25 protein-coding genes and 1 tRNA gene are annotated in these 26,182 nt (G+C 73.6%); 16 read left to right on the top strand and 10 right to left on the bottom strand.

Annotated features, from left to right (window positions below; all coding sequences use genetic code 11):
* The first annotated feature begins 38 nt into the window (after window positions 1-38).
* Genes DEJ18_RS07400 through DEJ18_RS07380 form a run of 5 tightly spaced genes read left to right on the top strand, consistent with a single transcriptional unit; the run spans window position 39 to window position 5,206 of the window.
* Window positions 39-1,076 carry a glycosyltransferase gene (locus DEJ18_RS07400; protein ID WP_111080859.1) on the top strand — a complete coding sequence of 346 codons (1,038 nt, stop codon included), beginning with the start codon at window positions 39-41 and terminating at the stop codon, window positions 1,074-1,076.
* Window positions 1,076-2,434 carry a glycosyltransferase gene (locus DEJ18_RS07395; protein WP_111211531.1) on the top strand — a complete coding sequence of 453 codons (1,359 nt, stop codon included), beginning with the start codon at window positions 1,076-1,078 and terminating at the stop codon, window positions 2,432-2,434. Before DEJ18_RS07400 ends, DEJ18_RS07395 begins: the two co-directional genes overlap by 1 nt.
* Window positions 2,431-3,063, top strand: coding sequence for a D-sedoheptulose-7-phosphate isomerase (locus DEJ18_RS07390; protein ID WP_111211532.1), 633 nt, complete (start codon window positions 2,431-2,433; stop codon window positions 3,061-3,063). Before DEJ18_RS07395 ends, DEJ18_RS07390 begins: the two co-directional genes overlap by 4 nt.
* On the top strand, window positions 3,060-4,451 hold the full coding sequence (locus tag DEJ18_RS07385; protein ID WP_111211533.1) for a PfkB family carbohydrate kinase: 1,392 nt from the start codon (window positions 3,060-3,062) through the stop codon (window positions 4,449-4,451). Before DEJ18_RS07390 ends, DEJ18_RS07385 begins: the two co-directional genes overlap by 4 nt.
* Window positions 4,452-4,501: 50 nt before the next feature.
* A complete protein-coding gene (locus DEJ18_RS07380; RefSeq protein WP_111211534.1) occupies window positions 4,502-5,206 on the top strand; it encodes an SDR family oxidoreductase in 705 nt (234 codons plus the stop codon).
* A 121-nt stretch (window positions 5,207-5,327) separates the two neighbouring features.
* Here DEJ18_RS07380 and DEJ18_RS07375 read toward each other — a convergent pair whose 3' ends face one another.
* Complete coding sequence (locus tag DEJ18_RS07375) at window positions 5,328-6,428, bottom strand: glycosyltransferase family 9 protein (RefSeq protein ID WP_111211535.1); 1,101 nt, start codon at window positions 6,426-6,428, stop codon at window positions 5,328-5,330.
* A gap of 215 nt (window positions 6,429-6,643) precedes the next feature.
* On the opposite strand from DEJ18_RS07375, the gene DEJ18_RS07370 reads away from it, so the two are divergent.
* From DEJ18_RS07370 to DEJ18_RS07330, 9 genes are all read left to right on the top strand, one after another.
* Window positions 6,644-8,137: an aldehyde dehydrogenase family protein gene (locus DEJ18_RS07370; RefSeq protein ID WP_111211536.1), complete on the top strand. Its 1,494-nt coding sequence runs from the start codon at window positions 6,644-6,646 to the stop codon at window positions 8,135-8,137.
* Window positions 8,134-9,747, top strand: a complete 1,614-nt coding sequence (gene rfaE2 / locus DEJ18_RS07365; protein ID WP_111211537.1) for a D-glycero-beta-D-manno-heptose 1-phosphate adenylyltransferase — start codon at window positions 8,134-8,136, stop codon at window positions 9,745-9,747. The genes DEJ18_RS07370 and rfaE2 overlap by 4 nt, the downstream gene beginning before the upstream one ends.
* Window positions 9,744-10,670: a glycosyltransferase gene (locus tag DEJ18_RS07360; protein WP_220034362.1), complete on the top strand. Its 927-nt coding sequence runs from the start codon at window positions 9,744-9,746 to the stop codon at window positions 10,668-10,670. Before rfaE2 ends, DEJ18_RS07360 begins: the two co-directional genes overlap by 4 nt.
* Window positions 10,671-10,792: 122 nt before the next feature.
* Window positions 10,793-11,485 carry a DedA family protein gene (locus DEJ18_RS07355; protein ID WP_111211538.1) on the top strand — a complete coding sequence of 231 codons (693 nt, stop codon included), beginning with the start codon at window positions 10,793-10,795 and terminating at the stop codon, window positions 11,483-11,485.
* The gene (locus DEJ18_RS07350; protein ID WP_284178570.1) at window positions 11,482-12,765 is read left to right on the top strand and encodes a sensor histidine kinase; all 1,284 of its coding nucleotides are present in this window, start codon (window positions 11,482-11,484) and stop codon (window positions 12,763-12,765) included. The genes DEJ18_RS07355 and DEJ18_RS07350 overlap by 4 nt, the downstream gene beginning before the upstream one ends.
* Complete coding sequence (locus DEJ18_RS07345; protein ID WP_111210151.1) at window positions 12,762-13,424, top strand: response regulator; 663 nt, start codon at window positions 12,762-12,764, stop codon at window positions 13,422-13,424. Before DEJ18_RS07350 ends, DEJ18_RS07345 begins: the two co-directional genes overlap by 4 nt.
* Before the next feature lie 114 nt (window positions 13,425-13,538).
* On the top strand, window positions 13,539-14,132 hold the full coding sequence (locus DEJ18_RS07340; protein ID WP_111080134.1) for a molybdopterin-dependent oxidoreductase: 594 nt from the start codon (window positions 13,539-13,541) through the stop codon (window positions 14,130-14,132).
* Window positions 14,129-14,944 carry an FAD-binding oxidoreductase gene (locus tag DEJ18_RS07335; protein WP_258376885.1) on the top strand — a complete coding sequence of 272 codons (816 nt, stop codon included), beginning with the start codon at window positions 14,129-14,131 and terminating at the stop codon, window positions 14,942-14,944. Before DEJ18_RS07340 ends, DEJ18_RS07335 begins: the two co-directional genes overlap by 4 nt.
* Complete coding sequence (locus tag DEJ18_RS07330) at window positions 14,944-15,195, top strand: DUF6510 family protein (RefSeq protein ID WP_111210152.1); 252 nt, start codon at window positions 14,944-14,946, stop codon at window positions 15,193-15,195. Before DEJ18_RS07335 ends, DEJ18_RS07330 begins: the two co-directional genes overlap by 1 nt.
* Window positions 15,196-15,285: 90 nt before the next feature.
* Here the strand turns inward: DEJ18_RS07330 and DEJ18_RS07325 are convergent.
* Window positions 15,286-15,357 (bottom strand) — tRNA-Gly (locus DEJ18_RS07325).
* Window positions 15,358-15,480: 123 nt separating this feature from the next.
* On the opposite strand from DEJ18_RS07325, the gene DEJ18_RS07320 reads away from it, so the two are divergent.
* A complete protein-coding gene (locus DEJ18_RS07320) occupies window positions 15,481-16,875 on the top strand; it encodes a serine hydrolase domain-containing protein (protein WP_258376886.1) in 1,395 nt (464 codons plus the stop codon).
* 125 nt (window positions 16,876-17,000) lie between these two features.
* Window positions 17,001-18,473 (top strand): M20/M25/M40 family metallo-hydrolase, encoded by a 1,473-nt coding sequence (locus tag DEJ18_RS07315; protein WP_220034308.1) that lies wholly within the window; start codon window positions 17,001-17,003, stop codon window positions 18,471-18,473.
* Window positions 18,474-18,584: 111 nt separating this feature from the next.
* On the opposite strand, the gene DEJ18_RS07310 is transcribed toward DEJ18_RS07315, so the two are convergent.
* Genes DEJ18_RS07310 through DEJ18_RS07275 form a run of 8 tightly spaced genes read right to left on the bottom strand, consistent with a single transcriptional unit; the run spans window position 18,585 to window position 26,099 of the window.
* Entirely contained in the window at window positions 18,585-19,316 is a 732-nt protein-coding gene (locus DEJ18_RS07310) for a DUF4396 domain-containing protein (protein ID WP_220034309.1), read from the bottom strand.
* A gap of 35 nt (window positions 19,317-19,351) precedes the next feature.
* Window positions 19,352-20,545 (bottom strand): cation:proton antiporter, encoded by a 1,194-nt coding sequence (locus DEJ18_RS07305; RefSeq protein WP_111210154.1) that lies wholly within the window; start codon window positions 20,543-20,545, stop codon window positions 19,352-19,354.
* Between the two features lie 3 nt (window positions 20,546-20,548).
* Complete coding sequence (locus tag DEJ18_RS07300; RefSeq protein ID WP_111210155.1) at window positions 20,549-21,715, bottom strand: molybdopterin molybdotransferase MoeA; 1,167 nt, start codon at window positions 21,713-21,715, stop codon at window positions 20,549-20,551.
* On the bottom strand, window positions 21,712-21,948 hold the full coding sequence (locus DEJ18_RS07295; protein WP_111210156.1) for a DUF6457 domain-containing protein: 237 nt from the start codon (window positions 21,946-21,948) through the stop codon (window positions 21,712-21,714). The genes DEJ18_RS07300 and DEJ18_RS07295 overlap by 4 nt, the downstream gene beginning before the upstream one ends.
* Complete coding sequence (mobA, locus tag DEJ18_RS07290) at window positions 21,945-22,643, bottom strand: molybdenum cofactor guanylyltransferase (protein WP_220034310.1); 699 nt, start codon at window positions 22,641-22,643, stop codon at window positions 21,945-21,947. The genes DEJ18_RS07295 and mobA overlap by 4 nt, the downstream gene beginning before the upstream one ends.
* The gene (locus DEJ18_RS07285) at window positions 22,640-23,164 is read right to left on the bottom strand and encodes an HPP family protein (protein WP_220034311.1); all 525 of its coding nucleotides are present in this window, start codon (window positions 23,162-23,164) and stop codon (window positions 22,640-22,642) included. The genes mobA and DEJ18_RS07285 overlap by 4 nt, the downstream gene beginning before the upstream one ends.
* Window positions 23,161-23,625 carry a hypothetical protein gene (locus DEJ18_RS07280; RefSeq protein ID WP_258376887.1) on the bottom strand — a complete coding sequence of 155 codons (465 nt, stop codon included), beginning with the start codon at window positions 23,623-23,625 and terminating at the stop codon, window positions 23,161-23,163. The genes DEJ18_RS07285 and DEJ18_RS07280 overlap by 4 nt, the downstream gene beginning before the upstream one ends.
* Complete coding sequence (locus DEJ18_RS07275) at window positions 23,622-26,099, bottom strand: molybdopterin oxidoreductase family protein (RefSeq protein ID WP_111210158.1); 2,478 nt, start codon at window positions 26,097-26,099, stop codon at window positions 23,622-23,624. Before DEJ18_RS07275 ends, DEJ18_RS07280 begins: the two co-directional genes overlap by 4 nt.
* Window positions 26,100-26,182: the final 83 nt, after the last annotated feature.

Genomic DNA, 26,182 nt, shown 5'->3' with positions numbered 1-26,182 from the left:
CCTCCTCCTCCTGATCGACAGTGACCGAAAGGCAGTGCATGCGGATCCTCGTGTGGCACGTGCACGGCGGCTGGATGGACGCCTTCGTCCGCGGCCCGCACGAGTACCTCATCCCGACCACCCCGGAGCGTGACGGCTGGGGCCTCGGTCGCGGTGGCCGGGACTGGGGCACGAACGCCGTCGAGATCGCACCCGCGGACGTCGCCGACGCGGACGTCGACCTCGTCGTGCTGCAGCGCCCCGAGGAACTCGAGGTCGCGCGGCAGCTGCTCGGCGGTCGGGACGTCCCGACCGTCTTCGTGGAGCACAACACCCCGCGTGTGGACGTGCCGGACAGCCGGCACCCCTTCCGGGACCGCGACGACGTGACGATCGCGCACGTGACGCACTGGAACGCCCTCATGTGGGACTGCGGCTCCACCCGGACCACCGTGGTCGAGCACGGCGTCGTCGACCCCGGCGCGCTGTACACCGGCGAGCTGGAGCGGTTCGGCGCCGTCATCAACGAACCCGTCCGACGGAACCGCGTCGTCGGCACCGACCTGCTCCCCCGTTTCGGCGCGGTCGCCCCGGTCGACGTCTTCGGCATGGGCACCGAGAAGCTGGCCGGACTCGGGCACGGCGACCTGCTCGTCGGTCTCGGCGACGTCAAGCCGGACCCGATGCACGCCGCCCTCGCGCAGCGCCGCGCCTACGTCCACGCGAACCGCTGGACCTCGCTCGGCCTCTCGCTCATCGAGTCGATGCACATGGCGATGCCGGTGCTCGTCCTCGCCACCACGGACGCGTCCCGCACCGTGCCCGCCGAGGCCGGCGCCATCGCGACGGACGTCGACGAGCTGGTGCGGGCCGCCCGGACGCTCCTGGAGGACCCGGAGGAGGCGCGCCGACGCGGCCTCGTCGCCCGGGAGGCCGTGCTCGCGCGACACGCGCTGTCCCGCTTCACCGCGGACTGGGACGCCCTGCTCGACGACGTGCACACTGAGCACCACGCCCGGATGCGCACGGCGCGCCCGGAGCGGTCGACGGAGGCCGTCGGCGCCGGAGCGGTGCCGGACGGTGGGAGGAGCAGCTGATGAAGATCGCCATGGTCTCCGAGCACGCGAGCCCGCTCGCGACCCTCGGCGGCGTCGACGCCGGTGGGCAGAACGTCCACGTCGCCGCGCTCTCCGCGGCCCTGGCCGACCGCGGCCACACGGTCACCGTCTACACGCGTCGGGACGACGCGAGCCTGCCGGTCCGCGTCCCGCTGCGGCCGGGCGTGGACGTCGTGCACGTCGATGCCGGTCCCGCCGAGCGCGTGCCCAAGGACGACCTGCTCCCGTACATGGGGACGTTCGCGCAGGTGCTCGCGTCCGAGTGGCTGACCGACCGCCCCGACGTGGTGCACGGGCACTTCTGGATGTCCGGCCACGCCACCCTCGACGCCGTCACGCAGGTGCAGGTCCGCGCCGGCGGGGCGCGCATCCCCGTCGTCCAGACCTTCCACGCGCTCGGCGTCGTCAAGCGGCGGCACCAGGGGGCGGCGGACACCAGCCCGGTCGAACGCGAGTGGCTCGAACCGGCCGTCGGACGCGGAGCCGACCAGGTCGTCGCCACCTGTTCCGACGAGGCCTTCGAGCTGAAGAGCCTCGGTGTGCCCCTCCGGTCCATCTCCGTCGTCCCGTGCGGTGTCGACGTCGAGCTGTTCCGTCCGGACGGCCCCGTCGAGGAGCGCGGTCGCACGTTCCGGGTGCTGACCGCCTCGCGCCTGGTGCAGCGGAAGGGCGTCGGCACGACGATCGCCGCCGTCGCCCGCCTGGTCGCCGAAGGCCGCGACGTCGAACTCGTCGTCGTCGGCGGGGCCGGCGTCGCCGGGGCCGACCTGCCCGACGACCCCGAGTACCAGCGTCTCGACGCCCTCGCCCGCGACCTCGGCATCCGCGACCACGTCTCGTTCCGCGGGCAGCTCGCGCAGGAGGAGATGGGCGCGGTGTACCGCAGTGCCGACGTCGTCGTCTGCGCACCCTGGTACGAGCCGTTCGGCATCGTCCCGCTCGAGGCCATGGCGTGCGGTGTCGCCGTCGTCGCCTCCCGGGTGGGCGGCCTCATCGACACCGTCGTCGAGGACGCCACCGGGCTGCACGTCGAGCCGCGCGACGAGGACGGCCTCGCGGTCGCCCTCGGCGGTCTCCTCGACGACCCGGAACGCCGGACCGCCTACGGCCAGGCCGGGCGTCGCCGCGCCGAGTCGAAGTACACCTGGCGGAAGGTCGCCGCAGACACCCAGCGGGTCTACGAACGACTCGTCGCGGGCGGCCGCACCCACGCGCCGCGCCCGAGTCCCGGGCGCACCAGCGCGGCACCGACCACCCGCATCCCGGACGCCGTCCGACCCGCCGAGGAGACGCTGGCCGACGCCGCGCTCCCCATCACCGAGAGGAACGCCCGATGACCATCGAGCAGACCGGGATCGGCACGACCGAGTCCACCACCGGCGACGCGACGAGCACGCACGTCGTCCTCGACCACATCGCCGCATCCGTGCCCGTCATCGCGTCGCTCGCCGACCACGGCGGACACATCGCCGCGTGGGCCGACGACATCGCCACCCGCCTGGTCGCGGGGCGGCGGCTCCTCGCCGCGGGCAACGGGGGCTCTGCAGCCGAGGCACAGCACCTGACCTCCGAGCTCACCGGCCGTTTCGACGGTGACCGCCCGGCGTACTCCGCCATCTCGCTGCACGCCGAGACCTCGGCCGTCACCGCCATCGGGAACGACTACGGCTACGAGGAGGTCTTCGCCCGGCAGGTGCGCGCCCACGCCCGCGCCGGGGACGTCGTCGTCCTGCTCAGCACCAGCGGCAAGAGCCCGAACCTGCTCGCCGCCGCCGCCGCCGCGCGCGACGCCGGGGCCCGCTCCATCGCGATGACCGGTTCGTTGCCGAACCCGCTCGCGAGCGCGGTCGACGACGTCATCGCGATCGACGGCCCGTCCGCCAACGTGCAGGAGGCCCAGCTCGTCCTCGTGCACGCACTCTGCCGGGCCATGGAGCCCGTGCTCCGCCGAGGAGGCACCCGATGACCGACCGTCAGCTCCGCATCGTCGTCGTCGGCGACACCCTGCTCGACGTCGACGTCAGCGGCACGAGCGACCGGCTCAGCCCCGACGCCCCGGTCCCCGTCGTCGACGTGCGGTCCGACCAGCGACGTGCCGGCGGGGCGGGCCTCGTCGCCACCATGCTCGCGAAGGACGGCCACGACGTCACGCTCGTCACCGTCCTCGGCGACGACCGGCCGGCGGACCAGCTCCGGACGCTGCTGCCCGGCGTGCGGATCGTCGACGGTCCCTCCGGCGCCCCGACCCCGGTGAAGACCCGGGTCCGCGTCGGCGAGCACGCCCTCGTCCGCATCGACGAGGGCTGCGACACCCCGCCGGTGCCCGCCGTCACGCCCGCGATGCGGGAGGCGCTCGACGGCGCCGACGCGGTCATCGTCGCCGACTACGGTCGTGGCCTGGCCGCCGCCGAGGACATGCGCGTCGCCCTCGCCGCGGCCGTCGCCACCACACCCGTGGTCTGGGACCCGCACCCGAAGGGCGCCGCCCCCGTCCCCGGCACCACCGTCGCGACACCGAACGCGAGCGAGGCGCACCGCTTCACCGGTCTCTCCGGTTCCGGCGTCGCGTTCGCGACCGACGCCGCCGCGGACCTCGTCGCCCGCTGGGACGTGCAGGCCGTCGCCGTCACGATGGGCGACCGCGGCGCACTGGTCGGTCGGTGCACCGAGCGCGGGGCCGACTCGCGCTTCGTCCCGGCCCCGTCCGTCACCGCGGGCGACCCGTGCGGCGCCGGTGACCGTCTCGCCGCCGGTGTGGCCGTCGCCCTCGCCGGCGGCGCGGAGATCGCCGACGCGGTCACCGCCGGGGTCGCCGACGCGTCCGCCTACCTGGCCGCCGGTGGGGTCGCCTCGCTCGTCGACGGTGCCCCGCCCGCACCGATCGCCGTCCCCGGTGCCGACCGCGACGCGCTCCGCGTGGTGCACGAGGTCCGGGCCTCCGGCGGGGTCGTCGTCGCCACCGGCGGGTGCTTCGACCTGTTGCACGCCGGCCACGCGCGCACCCTCTCGGCCGCGCGGGCCCTGGGTGACTGCCTGGTCGTCTGCCTCAACTCCGACGACTCCGTCCGCGGTCTCAAGGGGCCCGACCGTCCGATCATGGGCCAGGACGACCGCGTCGAACTCCTCCTCGCGCTCGACTGCGTCGACGCCGTCGTGGTGTTCGACGAGTCCACCCCCGACGAGGCGCTCCGCCGCTTCCGGCCCGACGTGTGGGCGAAGGGCGGCGACTACACCGCGGACGAGCTCCCCGAGTCCGCCACGCTCGCCGAGTGGGGCGGCCGGGTCGTCACCGTGCCCTTCCACCCGGGCCGCTCCACCACCCGGCTCGCCGCCGCGATCGAACGCGTCGGCTGAGCCCGCCGACCCCACCTCACGACCACAGCACCACAACGCAAAGGACATCCATGCCCGTCCCCACCACCCCCATCGGCCGCGTCCTCGTCACCGGCGGCGCCTCCGGACTCGGCGCTGCCGTCGTGGCCGCCGTCACCGAGGCCGGCGGCACCCCGATCGTGCTCGACCTCCGGATCGACGCCGTCCCCGAGGGCGTCGACGCCGTCGCCGTGGACGTGTCGGACACCGACGCCGTCGAGCGGGCCGTCCGCGAGGCCGTCGAGCGCCACGGCGGCCTGGACGCGGTCGTGACCGCCGCGGGCATCGACACCCCGGCCCCGATCGACGCGATCTCGTCCGGCAACTGGGAGAAGATCGTCGGCGTCAACCTCATCGGCACCGCATCGACCGTCCGCGCCGCGCTCCCCGCGCTCGAGGCCACGCACGGCCGGGTCGTCACGATCTCGTCGTCGCTCGCGCTCCGCGGGGTCGGCCACGGCACCGCCTACTCGGCGTCGAAGTTCGGTGTCCGCGGGTTCTCGCAGGCCCTCGCCGCCGAGACCGCCGGCCGCATCGGCGTCACGAACGTGATCCCGGCGGGCATGCGCACGAACTTCTTCGCCGACCGCACCGAGCAGTACAAGCCGGGTCCGGACGCGCAGCTCATCGAGCCGGAGTACGTCGCGAACTCGATCATCTTCGCGCTGTCGCAGCCGGCCGGCTGCGAGATCCGCGAGCTGTCGATCATGCCGGCGACGGAGCCCAGCTGGCCCTGACCGGCACACGCGCCTGACGGGAGGCCCGGTACCAGCTGGTACCGGGCCTCCCGTCCGTCCGGGGTCGCCCCGCGGCGTGTCGTGCGACCTCGAGGGGGCGTCGGGGCGGACGCCAGAGCGCTCAGGTGGTGGCGAGCAGGTCCTCGACGTCGGCGAGCACCCGGTCCGGCGTGACCTCATCGACGAACGACGGGTCGTGCTCGCAGCGCTCCGCGCTCCACCCGACCTGGGTGACGTCGACGTCGCACACCGGGCAGCGGGTGACGAAGCTCATGAGCACCCGGTGCCGGCCGCGGTCGAGCGGCCCGGCGTTGATCACGTTCCCGAACCAGAACACCCCCACGGTCGGCGTCCCGACGGCGACGGCGAGGTGTCGCGGTCCGGAGTCGTCGCCGACCATGACGTCGGCGGCGGCGAGCACCGCCGGGAGCTCACGCAGCGGCAGCGCCGCGGTGAGGTCGTGCAGGCGCGCGGCGACCTCGGGCCCCACGGCCTCGGACACCGAGGCGCGGATGGTCGTCGCGGCCGGACGGTCCGAGTCGTCCCCGACCAGGACGACGTCGTCGCCCGCCTCGAGCCGCGCGACGGCGACGGCGGCGAAGCGCTCCGGGCTCCAGCGACGGCGCGGGTCGGTCGCGCCCGGGTGCATCGCGACCAGGCGGCCGTGCACCCCGAGTCGTTCCCGCACGGCAGCGCGCTCCTCGTCGGACACCGTGATGCGCGGGTCGAGGGTCACGGGTTCCGCCCCGGCCAGTCCGACGACCTCGAGCGCGCGCAGCACCTCGTGCTGGTAGTAGACGTAGCGGACCCACCGCTCGGTCGGGGTCGCGTCCTCGGTGGCCGTGCCGACCGAGTGCGCCGCGCCGAGACGGAGGACGAACGGGTTCGAGTTCCGCCCGCCGCCGTGCAGCTGGACCGCGAGGTCGAACCGGCCGGTCAACCGGGCGAAGAAGTCCTCGAGGTCGGGCGCGCCGTCGCCGCCGTCCCGGACCCCCGGGGACACCGGGAGCTCTTCGACGGCGTGCACGGCGTCCGTGCGCCCCGGCAGCAGCGCCGCCGCCATCGGGGTCCCGAGCAGGGTCAGGCGGGCCTCCGGGTAGGCGGCCGCGAGGGCCTCGATCGCGGGCATCGCGAACATCAGGTCACCGAGTCCCCCACCGCGGAGCACCGCGATCTCGCGGACCCCCTCGAACCGTTCGCCGCCCCGTCCGATCTGCACCACGCCCGTCGTCCTCCTCGTGTCCGACGCGGCGGGTCGTCCGACCGCATCCCTTCGTTCCTACCCGGCCGCGCTCGGGCCGGTGTGCAGCAGCCGTCCGGGCGCGCTGCTGCTGCGTCCCGTGGACACCCGCACGCATCCCGCGGGCGTGTCCAGCGGAGGAGGAGCAGCGTGGAGGGGCCGGTGCCACGACGCCGGACCACCACGAGAGGACGCACATGACGCTCGATGCCCCCACCACGACCGCTCCGTCGACGGACGACTCGTCCGCGGACACGATCACGGTGCTCGACCCCGTGACCGGCGAGGTGGCCTCGGAGACCCGCCGGAGCACGGCGGTCGAGGTGCGTGACGCGGTCGCGCGTGCGCGGGCAGCGGCGACCGGGTGGGCCCGGACCGCGCCGGGTGAGCGCGGTGCCCTCCTGCGTGCGGCAGCCGAGCGGCTCCGCGAGCACGCCGACGACCTCGCAGCGATGAACACCCGCGAGACCGGCAAGGTCCCGGGTGACGCCCTCGGCGGCGTCGAGGCCGGCATCAACACGCTCATCCAGTACGCCGAACTCGGCCCGCTGCACCGGGGCGAGGCGCTCCGAGGCAACCACGGTGCCGCCGACTTCGCCGTGCCGCACCCGCGCGGTGTCGTGCTCGCCCTGACCCCGTGGAACGACCCGGTGGCGGTGGCCTGCGGGATCCTCGGTGCCGCGATCGCCGCTGGCAACACCGTCGTCCACAAGGGCAGCGAGCGGAGCCCCGGCACCATCGCGCTCCTCAACCGTCTGCTCGCGGCCGAACTGCCCGAGGGCGTGCTCGTCGGCGTCGACGGAGACGCCTCGACGGGCGAACAGCTCCTCGCGGAGGACGGCATCGCGGTCTACGCCCACGTCGGCTCGACGGCGACCGGTGACCGTCTCGCCGAGGCCGCGCTGCGCACCCGAGCGCACGTGATCCGCGAGAACGGTGGCAACGACGCCGCGGTGGTGGACGCCGACGTCGACCCGGTGTGGGCGGCGGAGCAGGTCGCCCTCGGGGCCTTCGCGAACACGGGTCAGATCTGCACGAGCGTCGAGCGCGTCTACGTGCACCGGGACATCGCCGAGGACTTCACGGCGGCCCTCGTCAGTGCCGCGGAGCGCAAGACCGCGTCGGCCGCAGCGGACTTCGGCCCGCTCGTCGACGAGCGCCTCCGCGCGACCGTGCAGCAGCACGTCGACCAGGCGGTGGCAGCAGGAGCCCGTGTCGTCACCGGCGGTGCGGTCCCGGAGGGACCAGGGACGTTCTACCCTGCGACGGTCCTCACCGGCTGCACGGACGACATGCTCGTGCTCACCGAGGAGACGTTCGGCCCGATCGCACCGATCCGGGTCGTCGACGACATGGCCGAGGGGCTGCGCCTCGCCGCGGAGGACCGGTACGGCCTGGCCGCGACCGTCCTGACCGGTGACACCGCGACCGCGCTGCAGGCCGCCGCCGAGCTGCCCGTCGGCACCGTGAAGATCAACGCCGTGTTCGGCGGTGCACCCGGCGGCAGCGCCGAGCCCCGCGGCGCGTCGGGCTCCGGCTTCGGGTACGGCCCGCACCTGCTCGACGAGATGACGACCACCACGGTCGTGCACCTGGAGGCCGCCCCGCGCCGCACGACGACGTCCTCCGTCGACCCGGCGACCGCGGGTAGCCACGACACCGACACCGCGACCGCCGAGGACGTCCGATGACCGCCGACGTCCGGCTGGTCCGCCGCGTCGTCGAGACGATCACCGCCGAACGTCCGACCGTGGTCGTGGTCGGGGACGTGATCCTCGACCGCTGGACGGTCGGCGCCGCTGAGCGGGTGTCGCGTGAAGCACCGGCACCCGTGGTCCGGGTCACCGAGACCATCGCCGTCCCGGGCGGCGCGGCGAACACGGCCGTCAACGCCCGCGCCCTCGGCGCCGACGTCCGCATGGTCGCCCTCATCGGCGACGACGAGACCGGCCGTGTGCTGCGGGACCGCCTGGAGGCCGCCGGCGTCGACACGCGGTGGCTGGTCGCGGTCCCCGGGGCCACGACCACGAGCAAGGACCGGATCGTCGGTGGCGACCGCGTGGTCGTCCGGGTCGACGACCTGGCCGCTCAACCGAGCGCCGCGGACACCGCTCTGCTCGCCGAGGCGACGGCCGCGGCCGTGCAGGGCCGACGCCCCGCGACGGCCGACGACGCGCGCACGACCGACGGTGCCGTCACCGACGGTGCCGACACCGCCCGTGCCGATGCCGTCGTGGTCTGCGACTACGACCTCGGGGTCGACGCGACCGCCGTCGTCCCCGTGCTCGAGCGCGACCGTCCGACGACGGTCGTGGTCGACGCACACGACCTCTCGCGCTGGAGCGCACTGCACCCGGACCTCGTCACACCGAACGCCGGCGAGGCCGCCGCGCTGCTCGGGCGCGACCTCGGTCAGGGCGCCGACCGTGCCACGACCGTGGTCGCCGCACGCGACGACCTGCTCGCCGTCACCGGGGCCCGGAACGCCGTCGTGACGCTCGACCGCAACGGCACGGTGCTGCTCGACGGCCCCGGTGCGGACGCTGCTGCCGACGTGCACCGGACCCGGGCCACGCCGGCGTCCGAACAGCAGGCGTCCGGGGCGGGCGACACCTTCTGCGCCGCCGCGTCGGTCGCCCTCGCCGTCGGCACCCCGGTCCGCGACGCGGTGTCGTTCGCGCAGGCCGCCGCCGACGTCGTCGTGCGCGAGGCCGGCACCTCGGTCTGCTCCGCCGACGCCCTCGTGGCCTCGGTGTCCGCCCCCGCCGAGACCGTCGTCGACCACGACGAACTCGCCGCGGCGGTCGAGGAGGCCCGTCGCGCCGGTCGCCGCATCGTCTTCACCAACGGCTGCTTCGACGTGGTCCACCGCGGCCACACGACGTACCTCCGCCAGGCGAGCGAGCTCGGCGACCTGCTCGTCGTCGCGCTGAACGACGACGACTCGGTCCGCCGGCTGAAGGGCCCGGAGCGGCCGATCAACACCGCCGAGGACCGTGCCGGGGTGCTCGCCGCGCTGGCGTGCGTCGACCTCGTGACGGTGTTCGCCACCGACACCCCGATCCCGCTGATCGAACGCATCCGGCCGGACGTCTACGTCAAGGGCGGGGACTACTCCCCCGAGATGCTCAGTGAGACCGAGGTCGTCCGGGCCCACGGCGGTGAGGTCGTGATGGTCGACTACGTCGCCGAACACTCGACCAGCGCGGTCGTCCGGCGCATCCGCGAGACCGCGGCCGGCACCCGCACGAGCGACGGCGCACCGACGGCCGACCACGCTCCGGTCCCGGGGGACGCGTGACGCGCGGCGCGCGCTGGTCGGGCGACTGGGGCCGTCCGACCGAGGTGACACCGGGCGGGAGCGCCCCCGTCGACGTCGACGTCCTCATCCCGACCGTGGGGCGCACCGCCGAGCTCGCCGCGACGCTCGCCGGCCTGGCCGCGCAGACGGACGTCGCCTTCCGGCTGGTGCTCAGCGACCAGTCCGAGGCCGGTGACGCCGCCGCCCAGCCGGCGGTCGCCGCCATGGTCCGCGTCCTGGAGGCCCAGGGCCGCCCCGTCACGCTCCTCACGCACCCGGAGCGGCGGGGTCTCGCCGAGCACCGGCACTTCCTGCTCGCCCACGCCACGGCCGACGCCGTCCTGTTCCTCGACGACGACGTGTGGCTGGAGCCCGGCTCCGTGCACCGGATGCTCGACGCCCTCCGCTCGCTCGGGACCGGGTTCGTGGGGAGCGCCGTCCAGGGTCTGTCCTACCTGGCGGACCGCCGGCCGCACGAGACGGCACCGTTCGCCCTCTGGGACGGTCCCGTCGTGCCCGAGGTGGTGCGGCGCGGCACGCCCGGCTTCGACCGTTGGTCCCTGCACAACGCGGCGAACCTGGTGCACGTCGCCGCCGACCTCGACGTCGAGCCGGGTGGCTGGTTGCCGTACCGTGTCGCATGGGTCGGCGCGTGTGCGCTCTACGACCGCGCCGCGCTCGAGGCGGTCGGGGGCTTCGGCTTCTGGGAGACCCTGCCGGTCGGGCACGCCGGCGAGGACGTCGTCGTGCAGTGGCGGGTCATGGAGCGCTTCGGCGGGGTCGGGATCGTGCCGTCCGGGGCCGTGCACCTCGAGGCCCCGACCACGGTGACGGACCGCTCGGTCGACGCCCCCGACGTCGTCTTCGCGCACGAGCAGCCGGCGGAGCGCGACCAGCACGCCGACCAGCCCCGGCGCTCCTGACCCGACCGGCGGAGTCATACCGCGGTAGGGGGTCGCCCCGACCACAGCGGGATGGCAGGCGGCCACGGCTTCCGTAGCGTCGGACCCGTCGGCGAGGGACGTCGACGGGAGGAGCGGCACCCGTGCTCGACCAGATCACCCCGTTCATCGTCGACCTGGCGTCCTCGCCGCTCGTCTACGTCGTCCTGTTCGCCCTGTGCCTCGTCGACGGGTTCTTCCCGCCGGTCCCGAGCGAGACGGCCCTCGTCGCGGTGGCCGCGGTCGCCGCGACCTCCGGTCAGCCGGTGCTCGCGGCCGTCCTCGGCGTCGCTGCGGCCGGCGCGATCGCGGGCGACTCGATCGCCTACGCCATCGGTCGTCGCGTCGGGTTGCGTCGCCTGCGGAACGCCAGGCGTCCCAGGATCGCGGCGGCCTTCGCGTTCGCCGAGCGACAGATGCAGCGCCGCTCCGCGAGTCTCATCCTCGTCGGTCGGTACATCCCGGTCGGTCGGGTCGCCGTCAACATGACGGCCGGGGCCACGGGCCTCCGGTACCGCCGGTTCCTCGGCATCAGTGCGGTCGCGGGGACGGCGTGGAGTGCGACGTCGATCGGCATCGCCCTCGCCACGTCGTCCTTCCTGCACGAGCCGCTCGTCGCCGCGGCCGTCTCGATGGTGGTCGCCGGACTGCTCGGGTTCGGGGTCGACCGGGTGCTCGGTAGGCTCCAGCGCAGGCGCGACGCACGAGCCGCCGAAGCCGACGCGTCGGTCCTGACGGTGTCCGTCCGCCCCCGTCCCGTCTGCCCCACCACCACCGGAGAGACCGCCCGCCCGTGAGCCCCAGCGCCACCGCCGACCCCGACCCCGACCCCGACCCCGACACCAGGATCCGGATCCCCGGGACCCGGATCCGGGCCTCCTGGTCGGTGCTCGCCACCCGCGGGACGCTCGTCGTCGCAGCGGTCACCCTGCTCGCGGTCGGCGCCCCGGTGGCCGCGGTCGTGCACGACGTCCCGGTGCCCCTCGCGCTCCTCCTGCCGGCGGTGCTGAGCGCCACCCTGCTCGTCGCGCCGGTCCGACCCCGCACCGCCACCGCCGTGCACCTCGTCACGCTCGTCGGCCTCGGGCTCCTCGCCGCACCGGGCACCGTCGGGCCGTGGCCGCTGTCGGTCACGGCGATCATCGGCGTCGCGGTGCTCCTCGTCGTGCTCGGGCTGCGGACCGACTGGCTGACGACCTCGGTCGTCTGGGGTGCTGCGACCGTCCTCACCCTCGTGCTCGTGGCCGTCGTGCCCGCACGGTGGGACCAGACCGACGTCTGGGTGACGACCCTCGCGGTGTCGGCCGGCAGCTGGCTCGTCGTCGGTGCGGCCGCGGTCCTGCTCGGGCAGCGACGCGCGGTCGGAGTCGAGCTCCGGGCGGCCCGGCGGGACGCCGAGCAGCAGGCCGACGCACGTCGCACGGTCGAGGAGCGGGCGCGGATCGCCCGCGAGCTGCACGACGTCGTCGCGCACAGCATGTCCGTCGTGCACATGCAGGCGGAGTCCGCGCCGTACCGCGTGGCCGACCTGCCGGCGGCCGCGCGGGCGGAGTTCGCCACGATCGCCGCGACCTCGCGCACGGCGCTCCGCGAGATGCGACAGCTGCTCGGCACGCTCCGCGGGGACGACGACGCCGAGCGCGCTCCGCAGCCCGGGCTCGGCGACCTCGACGCCCTCGTCGCCTCGACGCGGGCGGCCGGCCTGTCGGTCGTGCTCGACGTCGACCCCGGCACGGCCTCCGGCGACGGCATCGGTGACCGATCCGTCGACCCCGTCGCGCAGCTGACCGCCTACCGCGTCGTGCAGGAGGCGCTCGGCAACGTCGTCCGCCACGCCCCCGGCGCGGACACCGCCGTCACGGTCACCCGCCAGGGCAGCGTCCTGCGCGTCGCGGTGGTGAACGCGGCAGCGCCCGACGCTCCCCCGCCACCCGCCGACGACGGCGGCTACGGTCTCGCAGGCATGCGGTCCCGCGTCGCCGCCCTGGACGGCTCGCTCGACGCCGGGCCGACACCGGACGGCGGCTTCCGGGTCGTCGCCGCGCTGCCCCGCCGGCTGCACGGAGCCGACCGGTGACGCGGGTGCTCGTCGTCGACGACCAGGCGGTGTTCCGGCTCGGGCTCGTGGCGATCCTCGGGTCGCAGCCCGACCTCGAGGTCGTCGGCGAGGCCGGGGACGGGGCCGAGGCCGTCGCGCTCGGCGTCCGTCTCGAGCCCGACGTCGTGCTCATGGACGTCCGTATGCCGGTCCTCGACGGCATCGAGGCCACGCGGCGCATGACCGCGGCGCCCGGCAGTCGTCCGGTGCGGGTGCTCATGCTCACCACGTTCGACATCGACGACTACGTGTTCGACGCGCTGCGGGCGGGCGCGAGCGGCTTCCTGCTCAAGGACGCCGGAGCCGAGGACCTCATCGCTGCCGTGCGCACGGTCGCCTCGGGGGACGCCCTCCTCGCGCCACGGGTGACCCGGCACCTGGTCGAGGCCTTCGTGGCCGGGCCCCGGCCCACCGGTGCGCCCGCCGAGGTGCTGGCGGCACTCACCGACCGGGAGCGGGACGTCTTCATGCTCATGGCCCGCGGCCGCTCGAACGGCGAGATCGGCCGCGAGCTGTACATCGCCGAGCAGACCGTCAAGACGCACGTCAGCCGGGTGTTGGCGAAGCTGCAGCTCCGCGACCGGGTGCACGCCGTCGTGCTGGCGTACGAGTCGGGGCTCGTCACCCCCACGGGCTGACGACACGGCTGCGGCACGGCGCCGCCGCGCGGCTGCTGACAACCGCGCCGCGGTGCGGCAGGATCGAGCCATCGGCAGGACGGACGCCGGGGACGACCAGGGAACGAGGACGCGATGGCCACCTTCACACGCGGGTTCGGCGGACGCCGCCGTGACGCCGACGACAGCCGGATCCCGCCCGGGCAGACCCTGGTGCAGGACTGGCCGGTCCTCTCGGCGGGCGCGACGCCGGAGATCGAGCCCTCCGAGTGGAGCTTCTCGATCCGCACCGAATCCGGCCTGCACTCGTGGACCTGGGACGAGGTCCGGGCGCTCGGGCTCGAGGACGTCACCGTCGACATCCACTGCGTGACGCACTGGACGAAGCTCGGGATGGGCTGGCGCGGTGTGCCCCTCGACAAGCTCTTCGCCGACGTCGAGACCTCGCTCGACTTCTGCATGGTGCACAGCTTCGGCGGCTACACCACGAACGTCCCCCTCGACGAACTGCTCGAGGGCCAAGCGTGGATCGCGTTCGAGGCGGACGGCGAACCCCTCACCCCGGAGCACGGTGGGCCGGCCCGGCTGCTCGTACCGCACCTGTACTTCTGGAAGAGCGCGAAGTGGGTCCGCGGCATCGTCATGCACGCCGAGGACGAGCCCGGCTTCTGGGAGAACGCCGGCTACAACATGCACGGCGACCCGTGGAAGGAAGAGCGGTACTGGTGACCCTGTCCACCGCCGACGACGCCGCCGTCCCGGGAGCCCGTCCCGCGCCCACTCCGCCGTCCCCGCAGCTCCGCCGCCCGGCCTGGCACCCCGCCACCGTCGCCGCGGTCTCCCCCGAGACCCCGAACGCCCGTCGCCTGGTGCTCCACGTCCCGACGTGGCCCGGCAACGACCCGGGCCAGCACCTCGACCTGCGGCTGACTGCCGAGGACGGCTACCAGGCCACCCGGTCGTACTCGATCGCGTCCTCCGGAGACGGCACGCGGCTCACGCTCGCCGTCGACCGGGTCGAGGACGGCGAGGTCTCGCCGTTCCTCGTCGACGCGGTCGAGGTCGGCGACGCCCTCGAGGTCCACGGCCCGCTCGGCGGCTGGTTCGTCTGGCACCCGGGGACCGACGACTCGCAGCGACCGGTCCAGCTCATCGCCGGCGGGTCCGGCATCGTCCCGCTGCTGCCGATGGTCACCGCCCACGCCGAAGCCGCCGACGCGAGTCCGTTCCGGCTGCTCTACGCCGTCCGCACCCCGGAGGACGTCTTCTTCCGCGCGGAGCTCGACGCCGCCGTGGCCGCGGCCGACCGTGCGCCCTTCACGCTCGACCTGGTCTACAGCCGCCGGGCACCGGAGGACGCGACGACCCCCGCCGGGCGGCTCACCCGCGAGCGACTGGCGGCGGCGGTGTCGCCCCCGGACGCCGGCGCCCTGGTGTACGTCTGCGGATCGACGCCCTTCGTGGAGCAGGTCCTGCGGTGGCTCGGGGAGCTCGGACACGACACCACCGGGGTGCGCGCCGAACGGTTCGGAGGCGCGTGATGACCATCGTCGACGGCAACGCCCTGGCCGGGGACCTCGTCGAGGTCCTCGGCATCGACGCCACGTCGGCGCGCCTGTGCTGTGCCGGCTGTGGGTCCACCGGTCTGCTCGCGCTGACGCGGGTGTACCGGACCGCGATGGGCAGCGTCGCCCGCTGCCGCGGTTGTGACACCGTGCTCGTGACCGTCGTCGACACCGGCGCCGAGCGGTGGGTCGGCCTGCCGGGCGCGCGAGCGGTCGCCGCGGTCTGACGACGGACGCGGACGAAGCGAGACGACAGAACCCCTCGGCCGATGGGCCGAGGGGTTCTGTCGTGCTGGTTCTGTCGTGCTGCTGTTCCGAGCGGATGACGAGATTCGAACTCGCGACCCTCACCTTGGCAAGGTGATGCGCTACCACTGCGCCACATCCGCATGCTGGACACCGGGGTGACCAACGTCGACCACTCTACCCGACCCGAGTGGTGATCCGGGCCTCCCGTCCGCATGTCGGGCGCGCCGGACGTCGCGGCGGACGCCCGGACTACGCTCGGACGGGTGACGACGACGTTCCGACGCAGTTCCCCGTCCGCTCTCGGCATCGACGCTGCGGGCATCGACGCCTTCGTGTCCGCCCTCGGGTCGACCCCGGCGGTGGAGCCGCACAGCCTGATGGTGCTCCGGCACGGCGCGGTCGCCGCCGAGGGGTGGTGGGCGCCGTTCGCCCCGGATCGGGTGCACCTGCTGTACTCGCTCAGCAAGAGCTTCACCGCTGCCGCCGTCGGGATCGCCGTCCGTGCCGGCCTCGTCGACCTCGACGCGACGGTCATCAGCCACTTCCCGGAGCTCGACGCCGAGGTCACCGACGAACGCACCCGTCGGATGCGGGTGCGGCACCTGCTCGCGATGGCGAGCGGGCACCGCGCCGATACCATCGACCGCGCCGAGGCGACCGACCCGACGAACACCGTCCGGGGGTTCCTGCTCCTGCCGCCGGACGAGGAGCCCGGCAGCGTCTTCGCCTACAACCAGCCCTGCACGTACACCCTCGGTGAGATCGTCCGGCGGGTGAGCGGTGAGACGCTCCTCGACTTCCTGCGCCCGCGGCTCTTCGCCCCGCTCGGGATCGACGACTTCGCCTGGCTCCGGGACGACCGCGGTGCCGAGCTCGGGTACAGCGGCGGGTTCGCCAGGACGGAGGCGATCGCCGCGCTCGGGCAGCTGTACCTGCAGCGTGGCGTCCAGGACGGCGAGCGGATCCTCGACGAGGACTGGGTCGACCAGGCGACGAGCGCGCAGGTGCCGAACCCGGACGAGGTGAACCCGGACTGGTCCCGTGGCTACGGCTTCCAGTTCTGGATGGCCCGGCACGGTTTCCGCGGCGACGGCGCCTACGGCCAGTTCTGCGTCGTGTTGCCCGAGCAGGACGTCGTGGTCGCGATGACCGGGCAGAGCACCGACATGCAGGCCGTCCTCGACGCGGTGTGGGCGCACCTGCTGCCGGCCGTCGACCGTCCCGGGTCCGTCGACGCCGACGACCGTCTGCGCGACCGGCTCGCCGCGCTCGCGTTGCCGCCGCTCGGCGGCGGTCCGGGGGACGGTCCGCTCGGCTCCCTCCCCGCAGCGCCGCCGTCGTCGCCGGTCTCGGTGGGCGGTGACTCCGGCCTGGAGGCGGTGCACCTGACCCAGGACGTGTCCGGTCGGTGGGTGCTCACCCTGGTCGACGCCTCGGGCGAGGTGACGGTGCCGGTCGGTGAGGGCGAGTGGCTCGTCGACGGTTCCACGGCCGCCAGTGGTGCCCGCTCCGGGGACCGGGTGGTGGTGGACGTGCGGTTCGTCGAGACCCCGCACCTGCTGCACGTGAGCGTCGACCTGGAGGACGGCACCGTCACGGCGGCGTGGCAGACGCAGCCCTTGCACGACGGGGTCGCGACCCTGCGCCGGCCGGACTGAGGGCCCACGCACCGCGCCGTCCCACTCGACGTGCCGGGGCACCTGGTCCGCTCCCACCGGGCGCACGATCCGGGTCACGCGTATCCCGGGAGGCGCCTGGTCGGTCCTTCCCTAGCGTCGGCCTGGTGGGACACCAGACGGACACCGGGACGGACGCCGACAGTGCGACGGACACCGACGCCGAGGAGCGGACGAGCGCGGCGCCCTGGCCGACAGGGGTGGACGACGTCGCCGCGGGCCTCCGGGCGGCGCAGGACGAGATCGTCGAGCAGCTGTCGGACTGGGTGCGGATCCCGTCCGTGGCGTCGCAGCCGGAACGAACGCTGGACGTGCAACGGTCCGCGCGGTGGCTCGCCGGCGCGATGCGTGCCGTCGGACTGCGCACCGAGGTGCTGGACGCCGGCGGGTCACCAGCCGTGTACGGCGAGTGGCTCGTCGATCCGGCGCTGCCGACGGTCCTCGTCTACAGCCACCACGACGTCCGGCACGCGAAGCCCGAGGAGTGGGTCGAGACCGCGCCGTTCTCCCCCGTCCTGCGCGACGGCCGGTTGTACGGCCGGGGCGCCTCGGACGCCAAGGGCCAGGTGGTCGCGCACCTCTGGGGGTTGCGGGCGCACCTCGGCACGCGCGACGACGGGCGACCGGCCGTGAACCTGAAGTACCTGGTCGAGGGCGAGGAGGAGCTCGGGTCGACGCACCTCGCGGACCTGCTCGACTCGGACCACGAGCGGTTCGCCTGCGACGTCGTGGTCTTCTCCGACACGCTGCAGTGGAAGGCGGGGAACCCAGCCGTGGTCACCTCGATGCGCGGGATGACCGGCGGCACCCTCACCGTCACCGGCCCGGCGCGGGACGTCCACAGCGGGGCGGCATCCGGTCCGGCCCCGAACCCGGTGCACGCCCTGGTCCGGGTGCTCGCGGCGATGCACGACACCGACGGTCGGATCACGATCCCGGGGTTCCTCGACGACGTCGACGAGCTCACGGAGGAGCGGCGACAGGAGCTCCGCGACCTGGACTTCGACCCGGACGTCTGGGTGGAGCGCACCGAGACGACGAGCATCACCGGCGAGGTCGGCCACACGGTCGAGGAACGGCTCTGGGCGCGCCCGTCCATCGAGGTCCTCACCCTGCTCGCCGGCGACCCGACGGGGTTCCCGCGGGCCGTCATCCCGAGCCAGGCGACCGCGGAGCTGAGCATCCGGACCGTCCCGGGCCAGCACGTCTCCGCCGTGGCGGCGCAGCTCCGGGCGTTCGTCGCCGAGCAGATGCCCGACGGCGTCACCCATGAGCTCGAGATCCCGGAGGAGTCCGGTCAGGACCCGTACGTCACACCGTCCGGGCCGGCGCTCGACGCGCTCGTGCGGGCGATCGAACGGGGACACAGGACCGAGACGGCCGGGCGGATGGGCAACGCCGGCGGTGGCCCGGCGGAACTGATGGGCCGCGTGCTGGGAGCACCGGTGCTCTTCATCGGCACCGGGCTGCCCGAGGACCACTGGCACGCGAGCGACGAGAGCGTCTCGGTGCAGATGCTCCTCGACGGTGCCGCTTCGATCGCGTACCTGCTCGAGGAGCTCGGGGACGCGCTGCGCTGAGCGTCCGCGAGCGCCGTGAACGCGCCACGCTGGCGACGACACGCTTGCCTCGGTCGTGCCGGGCCGTGCGACCGAGCAGGATGACCCAACCCGACCGGACGCCCCCCGGTGTCACATGGCTTCCTTGACACCGCGGCGGATGAGCCACCAGTTGACGGGGTAGGAGCAGATGAACCCGGCGGCCATCGCGAGCTGCATGAGGACCCAGAACTCGGGCGTGAGGACCGACGCACGGCCCCCGAGCAGGGCGGGGAGCACCGCGAACTGGCCGATCGCCATCAGCCCGTACATGCCGACCTGCCACGCCGCGATCGACAGCGTGTCCGCCTTGAGCGCCGCCACGAGCCCCTCGCCCGGTGACAAGTCGCGCATCGGCGCGATCGAGAAGTACTGGAAGAGGATCCCGACAGCGAAGGCGATCACGAGATCGATGATCCACGCCGCGAACATCCGCTCCTGGTACAACGTACCGAGGCCGACGACCGCCCCGAGCGCCGGGACCGCGACGAGCGTGAACTCGCCGACGAGGTCACCGACCGCGCAACCAGCGCCGCAGTGGCTCGTCCCCGTGGCGACGCTCGTCCACCGCCCATGGTGCCGGCCGGAGGTGTGCGAACCACGGCGGGGTGCCCGGCCGACACGCAGGTAGAACACCAGCCACACCACACTGCCGAACAGCATCGTCAGCGGCCACACCGCGTTCATGACCGCCATCGACTGCGGCCGCCGAAGCAGGTCCCCGACGACGAACACGGCACACGCGATCGCGACCGCCAGCAGCGCGATGCAGACCGCCGTGAGTGCCGCCGGGAAGTCGCCGGTCGCCAGTTCCTCCGCCTGCATCCGCCCAGACAACCAGCCCGCACCGAACGCCTTCCTCAGCGTCCGGAGGCGCGAGCCCGCTCCGAGTCGCGGGCCGCGCGCCGGGCGAAGGCATCCGCGATGGGGACGTCGGTCGAGGAGTGCGCGATGATCGACAGCACGACGGCGACCACGATCACGTGGAAGAGCCGCTCCGCGTCGGGAACACCGCTGCCGAGCACGAGGAGCCCGTACAGCACGCTCGCGAACCCCTTCGGTCCGAACCACGCCGCCGTCAGCCGCTCCCACCGGTCCAGTCCGCTCCGCGCGAGCGCGATCTCGACGGCGAGCGGCCGAGCCAGCACGAGCAGCAGCACCGCGAACACGTAGCCGAGCACGCCGACGTCCGCGAGCAGGGACGGGCTGATCAGCGTTCCGAACACGAGGATGGCGAGGAGCTTCACGACCTCGCTGACGAGTTCCCCGAACTCCCGGAAAGCGTCGCGGGTCTGCGGCGCGATGCTCGCGATCGTGATCCCGCACGCGAAGGCGGCGAGGTAGAGGTTCGCATCGAGCACCTGCGCGAGCCCGAAGGTCAGCAGACCGACTGCCACCGGCGTCAGGGTGGCGTAGAGCGGGGTCGCCCGGAAGAACGGCAGGGCGAACAGCAGGCGCACCGCGACGGGCACTGCCACACCGAGGACGACACCGAGCAGGAGTTCGACCGCGAGGACCCCCACTTCTGCGTGCTCGCCTGCAGCGACGGCCAGGAACACGAGCACGAGCGGGAGCGCCAGACCGTCGTTGAGCCCGGACTCGACGTTCAACAGACTGCGCGTGCGCTGCGGGATCTCCTCCCGCCCGACGATCGCGCTGGCGAAGACCGGGTCGGTCGGGGCGAGGACGGCCGCGACGAGCAACGCGCTCGCCCAGTCCAGCCCGAGCAACCAGATCCCGAGCACCGCGGTGATGCCGAGCGTGAGCGGCAGCCCCAGCAGGAGCGCACGCCCCGGCAGCCGCCATGCGTGACGCAGCTGCCGGACGCCGATCTGCTGCCCGTCCGTGAACAGCACGGTGAACAGCGCGACCTCGGAGATCGTGTTCACCAGCGCGTCGTCCGGTGTCAGGTGCACGATGTCGGTCATGCCGTCGCCCAGGACGAACCCCGCGACGAGGAACAACACGGTCGTCGACACGATCGTCCGCTTCGCGATCGACGAGATCCCCACGGCGATGACCAGCACCACCGCGAACGCCACCAGGAGGCCCATGCGTCACCGCCGCCACGGGAGGTCGACGACGTCGAGTGGCCCGTCCGCCGCCACGCCGGATGCCGGCACGAAGGCCAGGTGATCGGCATGGACGGCTCCCGAGACGACCGATGGCCCCTGCCGGATCGCTCGCACGCCGTCGTCCTCCTCCGACACCGGGATGACCCGGACACCGCCGACCCCGGGATCCAGCGCTTCGGCGGCGACCCTGCGTCGTCGCCGCGGAGCAGGGGTACCCAGAGCCTCGGCGAGGAGCGGGAGTCCGAGCACGGTCAGCGCCACGATGGCGGCGAACGGATTGCCCGGCAAGCCGAGGACCGGGACGCCGTCCGGCCGCCGGGCGAGCAGCGTGGGGTGTCCCGGACGCATCGCGACGCCGCGGAAGACGACATGGGCTGATGCCGCTTCCAACGCGCCGAGCAGGTGGTCACAGGCTCCGTGTCCCGTGGCGGCGGCGGTGAAGACCACGTCGACGCCACCACGGTCGATCGCCCGCCGGAGCGCGTCCGGGTCGTCGGCGACGTGCTCGACGGTGACCACGACAGCACCACCATTCCGGAGCAGGTCCGGCAGCGCGATCCCCAGAGCGTCGCGGACCTGCCCGGGCGCCGGGACACCTCGGAGGACGAACTCGTCGCCGACGAGCACGACGGCCACTCGTGGTCGGGCGACGACCTCGAACGCATCGGTGCCGGTGGCGGCCGATGCTGCGACCACCGCCGGTGTCACCCGCGCTCCCTTGGATGCGACCACGGCGCCGACCCGCACCGTCTCACCGGCGCGGCGGACGTCGGCTCCCGGGACCAGCACCGTCGCGGGCTCGTCGGTGAGCACGCCGTCACGTGCCCGGCCTCGTTCTGAGCGGAGCACCGCCGTCGTGCCCGTCGGCACGGCACCGCCGGTGGTGACGACACGGGCTTCCCCCGCCGAGAGCTCCCCGGGCGGTTCGCCCATCCGGACGAACCCGTCGATGTGCCACGGGCCGCGCCCGGCCACCGCCCAGCCGTCCATCGCGGACGTGTCGGTGACGGGCAGCCGGGTCCGCGCGACGACGTCGGCAGCGAGGACCCGCCCGTCGGCGTCGCCGAGTTCGACGGTCTCCACCGGCAGTGCCATGGCGGCCCCGGCCGTGCGCACGAGACGCAGAGCCTCGTCGAGGTCCACCGTCACCCCTGGTCCTCGATGCACCGCTGCACGGTGGCGATCGCGTCCGGGAGCGCCGCTCCACGGCCGACGGCGACTCCGACGAGGTAGCTGGTGAGGGGGGCGGCGGCGCGGGTCACACCGTGCGCGGTGTCACGCGCCAGATCGAGCACGGCACCGATGTCCACGGCCGTTCCGGGGAGCTCGAGCGCGTCGGACACGCGCCCCGCCCATCCGTCGAGTGCTGCCGGTTCCGTCATCTGGTGTCCTCCGTTCGTCCAGCCCGCGTGGTCGACCCGACCGAGCGCGGTTCCCCGACGGCAGCAGCGGCGACGCCGAGGACGGCGTCGCGCTGCGTCGGGGTGTCGATGTCCGCCGTCAGCGCGTCCGACAGTGGTACGTCCACGAGCCGCAGCCCCGCCAGCAGTTCCCGCATCGACGCGCCGGCCGGACCGTGCCCGGTGCCGTCCAGCGCGGCGACCGCTGCCGCAAGTGCTGCCGTGCGGTACACCGCGAGCAGCGGCTGTCGGCGGCCGCCCGGGTCGACGGCCACCCATCCGTCAGTGCGCGCCGTGTCGCTCGGACCGCCTCCATCAGGTGCACCGGCGGAACGGGCCGCTTCGCTGACCGCATCGAGGGCGACCCGGACCGCTGGCAGGTCGGTGGCGAGCACGACGACGAGCGGAGCCGGCGTGCCCGACGAGGACAGCACCTCCAGGCCGGCGGCGAGGGCTGCGACCGGTCCGCCGAACGGCGGGTACTCGCGCGCCCACCGGACGTCGTCGGGCAGACCGTCCCGCACCGGTCCGACGACGACGCGGCACCGTGCGTCCGCGACGGCGTCGAGCCCGTGCATGAGCAGGGGCCGCCCGTCGAGCACCAGCATCGCCTTGTCGACTCCGTGCAGGCGTCTCGCTCGCCCTCCGGCGAGGAGCACGGCGTCCACGTCGCTCACGAGCGCCCGGGCACGAGCCGTTGCAGGGCCCACCCGGCTGCGGTCACGAGGAGGACGGCACCGACCATGTCGAGCAGTTGGACCGGCGCGCTCAGGATGCCCAGGCTCACGATCAACGTCGATGCCCCGGCCGGCGGGTGCGGGAGCCGGACGAGTTGCAGCACGAGGGTCGTCACCGCGACGGACACCGCAGCGGCTGCGATGTAGGGGATGGTGAGACCGCCGGTCGGCGCCGGCGCTGCACCGGACAGCCCGAACGCGAGGAGACAGCCGTAGCCGACACCGATGGCCACCAGGTGACCGACGACGGTGTTGAGGGGGCGCGATGACGGCTGCCGTGGTGCGGTGAAGAACAGCATCACGGTCGGGCCGAGGCTCGGGAACAGCCACGGTTGCCGTGTCGCGAGGCCCACGGCTCCCGCCAGGACGAGCACGACCAGGCACAGCAGCCCAGCCCGGATCGCGCCGGGGACCGAGCGACCACGGTCGGGCGCGCCAGGTGCGGGACGGGACGAGGTCACGACGCGACGACGAGCGCCTGCGGGGCCGCCTGCTTCATCCGGGTACGGAGCCAGGACAGCTGCAGCTCCGTCTCCTGCGCGCACCCGGCGACGACGGCGAGGAGCTCCTCGTCACGGAGCCCCTGACCCGCCTGACGGACGAGCACCCAGGTGATGTCCACGAGGGAGGCCAGCACGTACACGTCCTGCAGGTCGCGGAGGAGCCCCACCGGACCGGACCGGGTGGTCGGGAGCGCCTCGGCGTGGAGCCGCTCGGGCTCGTCCTCCGTGTTCTCCTCCCCGTACCGGCCGACCACTGGGTCCAGCCGCTCGGCGTGGTCATCGCACTGCGCTGCGAGCGTGTGGCACAGGTGGAACACGTCCGGCTCTGCGGCGTGTCCCTCGGCGACCTGTCGGAACGACTCGGCGAGCGACTGTTCCGATCGACGCAGGAGTCCCAGGTAGACAGGGAGCAGCATCATCGTCCTCCTTGGTCTTCGGCGCGGGGAGGCGCGGCGGCGCGGACACGTTCCTCGACCTCGGCATCGGGGCCGCCGACGGTCGCGGGGACGCGGTCCGGGCGGGCTGGCCGGGAGGCGGCGGTCGTGGGGGCCGCGGACGGCCCGTCGGCGTCCGCGACCTTCTCGACGTGCACGGCTGCGACCTTGAAGAGGGGTTGCTTCGACACGGGGTCCCACTCCGTCGCGGTCAGCTCGTTCGCCGCGGTCGCGCGGCCGTCCGGTCCGATGTCGCCTCGATCCCAGTAGCCGTAGTGGAACGGGGCGAACACGGTTCCCTCGCGGACGTCCCCGACCCGTGCAGGGACGACGATCTCACCGCGCGGGGAGCGCACGCGGACGACGTCCCCCTCCTCGATGCCGAGTCGGGCGGCATCCGGGACGGACAGCTCGACCCAGGCGCTCGGAGCCGCCCGACGGAGCTGCCTGGCACGTCCCGTGCGGGTGCGGGTGTGGAACTGGTAGACGGTGCGGCCGGTGGTGTACCGGAGGGGGTACTCGTCACTCGGTTCCTCGTGCGGCGGCTGGTACACCGCCGGCTTGAGGATCGCTCTTCCGTCGACGCGCATCGCGGAGTAGGCCGTCGGTCCGACGGTGGCCCCGGTGAGCAGGTCGTGGCCGTACGTCTCGGCGTCCGCCATGCCGGTGCGGAACACGCCATCGGCGTACAGTCGCGAGGTGCCGTCCGGGTGCTCGTCGTTGCACGGCCACGGGATCCCGCTGCCCCCGCGCAGCCGCTCGTAGGTGATCCCGGTGTAGTCGCAGAGTCTCCCACGCGTGCACTCCTGCCACGCGCGGAACCCGTCCTCCGGGCCGTTCCAGTCGAGCAGCGGCGATCCGTCGATCCGACGGAAGCCCATCCGCCGCGAGTAGTCGAGGAAGATGTCGAGGTCGCTGCGCGCCTCCCCCGGCGGGTCGACGGCCTTGTCCGCCAAGTGCACGGTGCGGTTCACGTTGGTGAACGCGCCCTGCTTCTCCCCCCATCCGGCGGCGGGCAGCACCACATCGGCCAGCATCGCGGTCTCGGTCAGGTAGAGGTCCTGCACCACGAGGAACAGGCCCTCCTTCGCGAGGACCTCTCGGATCCTGCCCGACTGCGGCATGGACACCGCCGGGTTCGTCGCCGACACCCAGAGGAACTCGATGCTCCCCTGTTCGACGTACCGGAAGATCTGCATCGCGTGCGTGGGGGGTGACCAGTGCGGGATCCGGTCGACGTCGACGCCCCACAGGTCGGCGAGTTCAGCGACGTGCTCGGGGTTCTCCCAGTTCCGGAACCCCGGCAGGTCCCCGTCCGCGCCGGTCTCGCGGGTGTTCTGTGCCGTCGGCTGTCCGTTCATCTGCAGGATGCCGCAGCCGGGCCGCCCGAGCATGCCCCGCAACAGGTGCAGGTTGTTCACCTGACAGGCCGCTGCCGTCGCCTGCGACGCCTGGTAGAAGCCCTGCAGCACCGTGGACAGCACGCGCTCACTGGTGCCGATGATCTGCGCGGCGCGGCGGACGTCGTCGGCGTCCACCCCGCACGTCTCCGCGACCGCCTCCGGTGTCCACTGCTCGACGGTCTCCCGGAGCTCGTCGACGCCGACCGTGTGGGCACCGAGGTAGTCCTCGTCGACCCAACCGTTGTGGAAGAGCTCACGGACGAGCCCGTTCATCAGCGCCAGGTTCGTGCCGGGACGGACGGGCAGGTGGACGTCGGCGTGCCTCGCGACCTCGGTCTCACGCGGGTCGACGCAGATGACGAGCGGGCGATCGCGGCCGGCGATCCGATCGAGCACCCGCATCCAGAGCACCGTCTGGGTCTCGGCCATGTTGTGCCCGTAGAGCACGATCGCGTCGCAGGAGTCGATGTCCTCGTAGCTGCCGGGCTGCCCGTCCGACCCGAAGCTCTCCTTCATGGCGGCGGCGGCCGTCGCAGTGCACAGACGGGTGTTGCCGTCCATGTGCGGGGTGCCGAGCCCGGCCTTGCCGATGATGCCGAGGGCGTAGTACTCCTCGAGGTACAGCTGCCCGCTCGTGTAGAACCCGTGCGACAGCGGCCCCTTCGCCTCCAGGAGCTCTCGACTCCGCGCGACGATCATGTCCATCGCGCTGCCCCAGTCCGCCTCGACGAGTTCACCGTCGACACGGATCAGGGGACGGGTGAGGCGGTCCTGACCCTGCATGCCCTGCCACGACCCGAACAGCCCCTTCGGCCCGAGCCGACCGTGGTTCACCACGTCCGCGGTCCGGCCGCGCACGCCGACCATCCGGTCTCCCAGCACAGCGATGTCGCACGCGCAGCCGTTGCTGCAGAGGGTGCACGCCGACTGCACCCACCGGTCGACGTCGGCTTCATCGACACCGTCCGCGAGCTTCTGGTCGAGGCGGACGGGCCACAGCTCGTCACGCCCGAACGGGGTCCTGGTCCCCCAGATGTCTGCGATCCTGTCGGGCATACGTGAGCCTCCGTGCCTCGTTACCGCTGGAAGCTACCCAGCCAGCCGTGCACAGGCCTCCAGGAAGCAGGCCGTCGAACCTC

This window comes from Curtobacterium sp. MCSS17_015 (assembly GCF_003234265.2).
Classification (GTDB): Bacteria; Actinomycetota; Actinomycetes; order Actinomycetales; family Microbacteriaceae; genus Curtobacterium.
The sequence above is the reverse complement of the archived record's forward strand: the minus strand, read 5'-3'. Positions and strand labels throughout refer to the sequence as shown.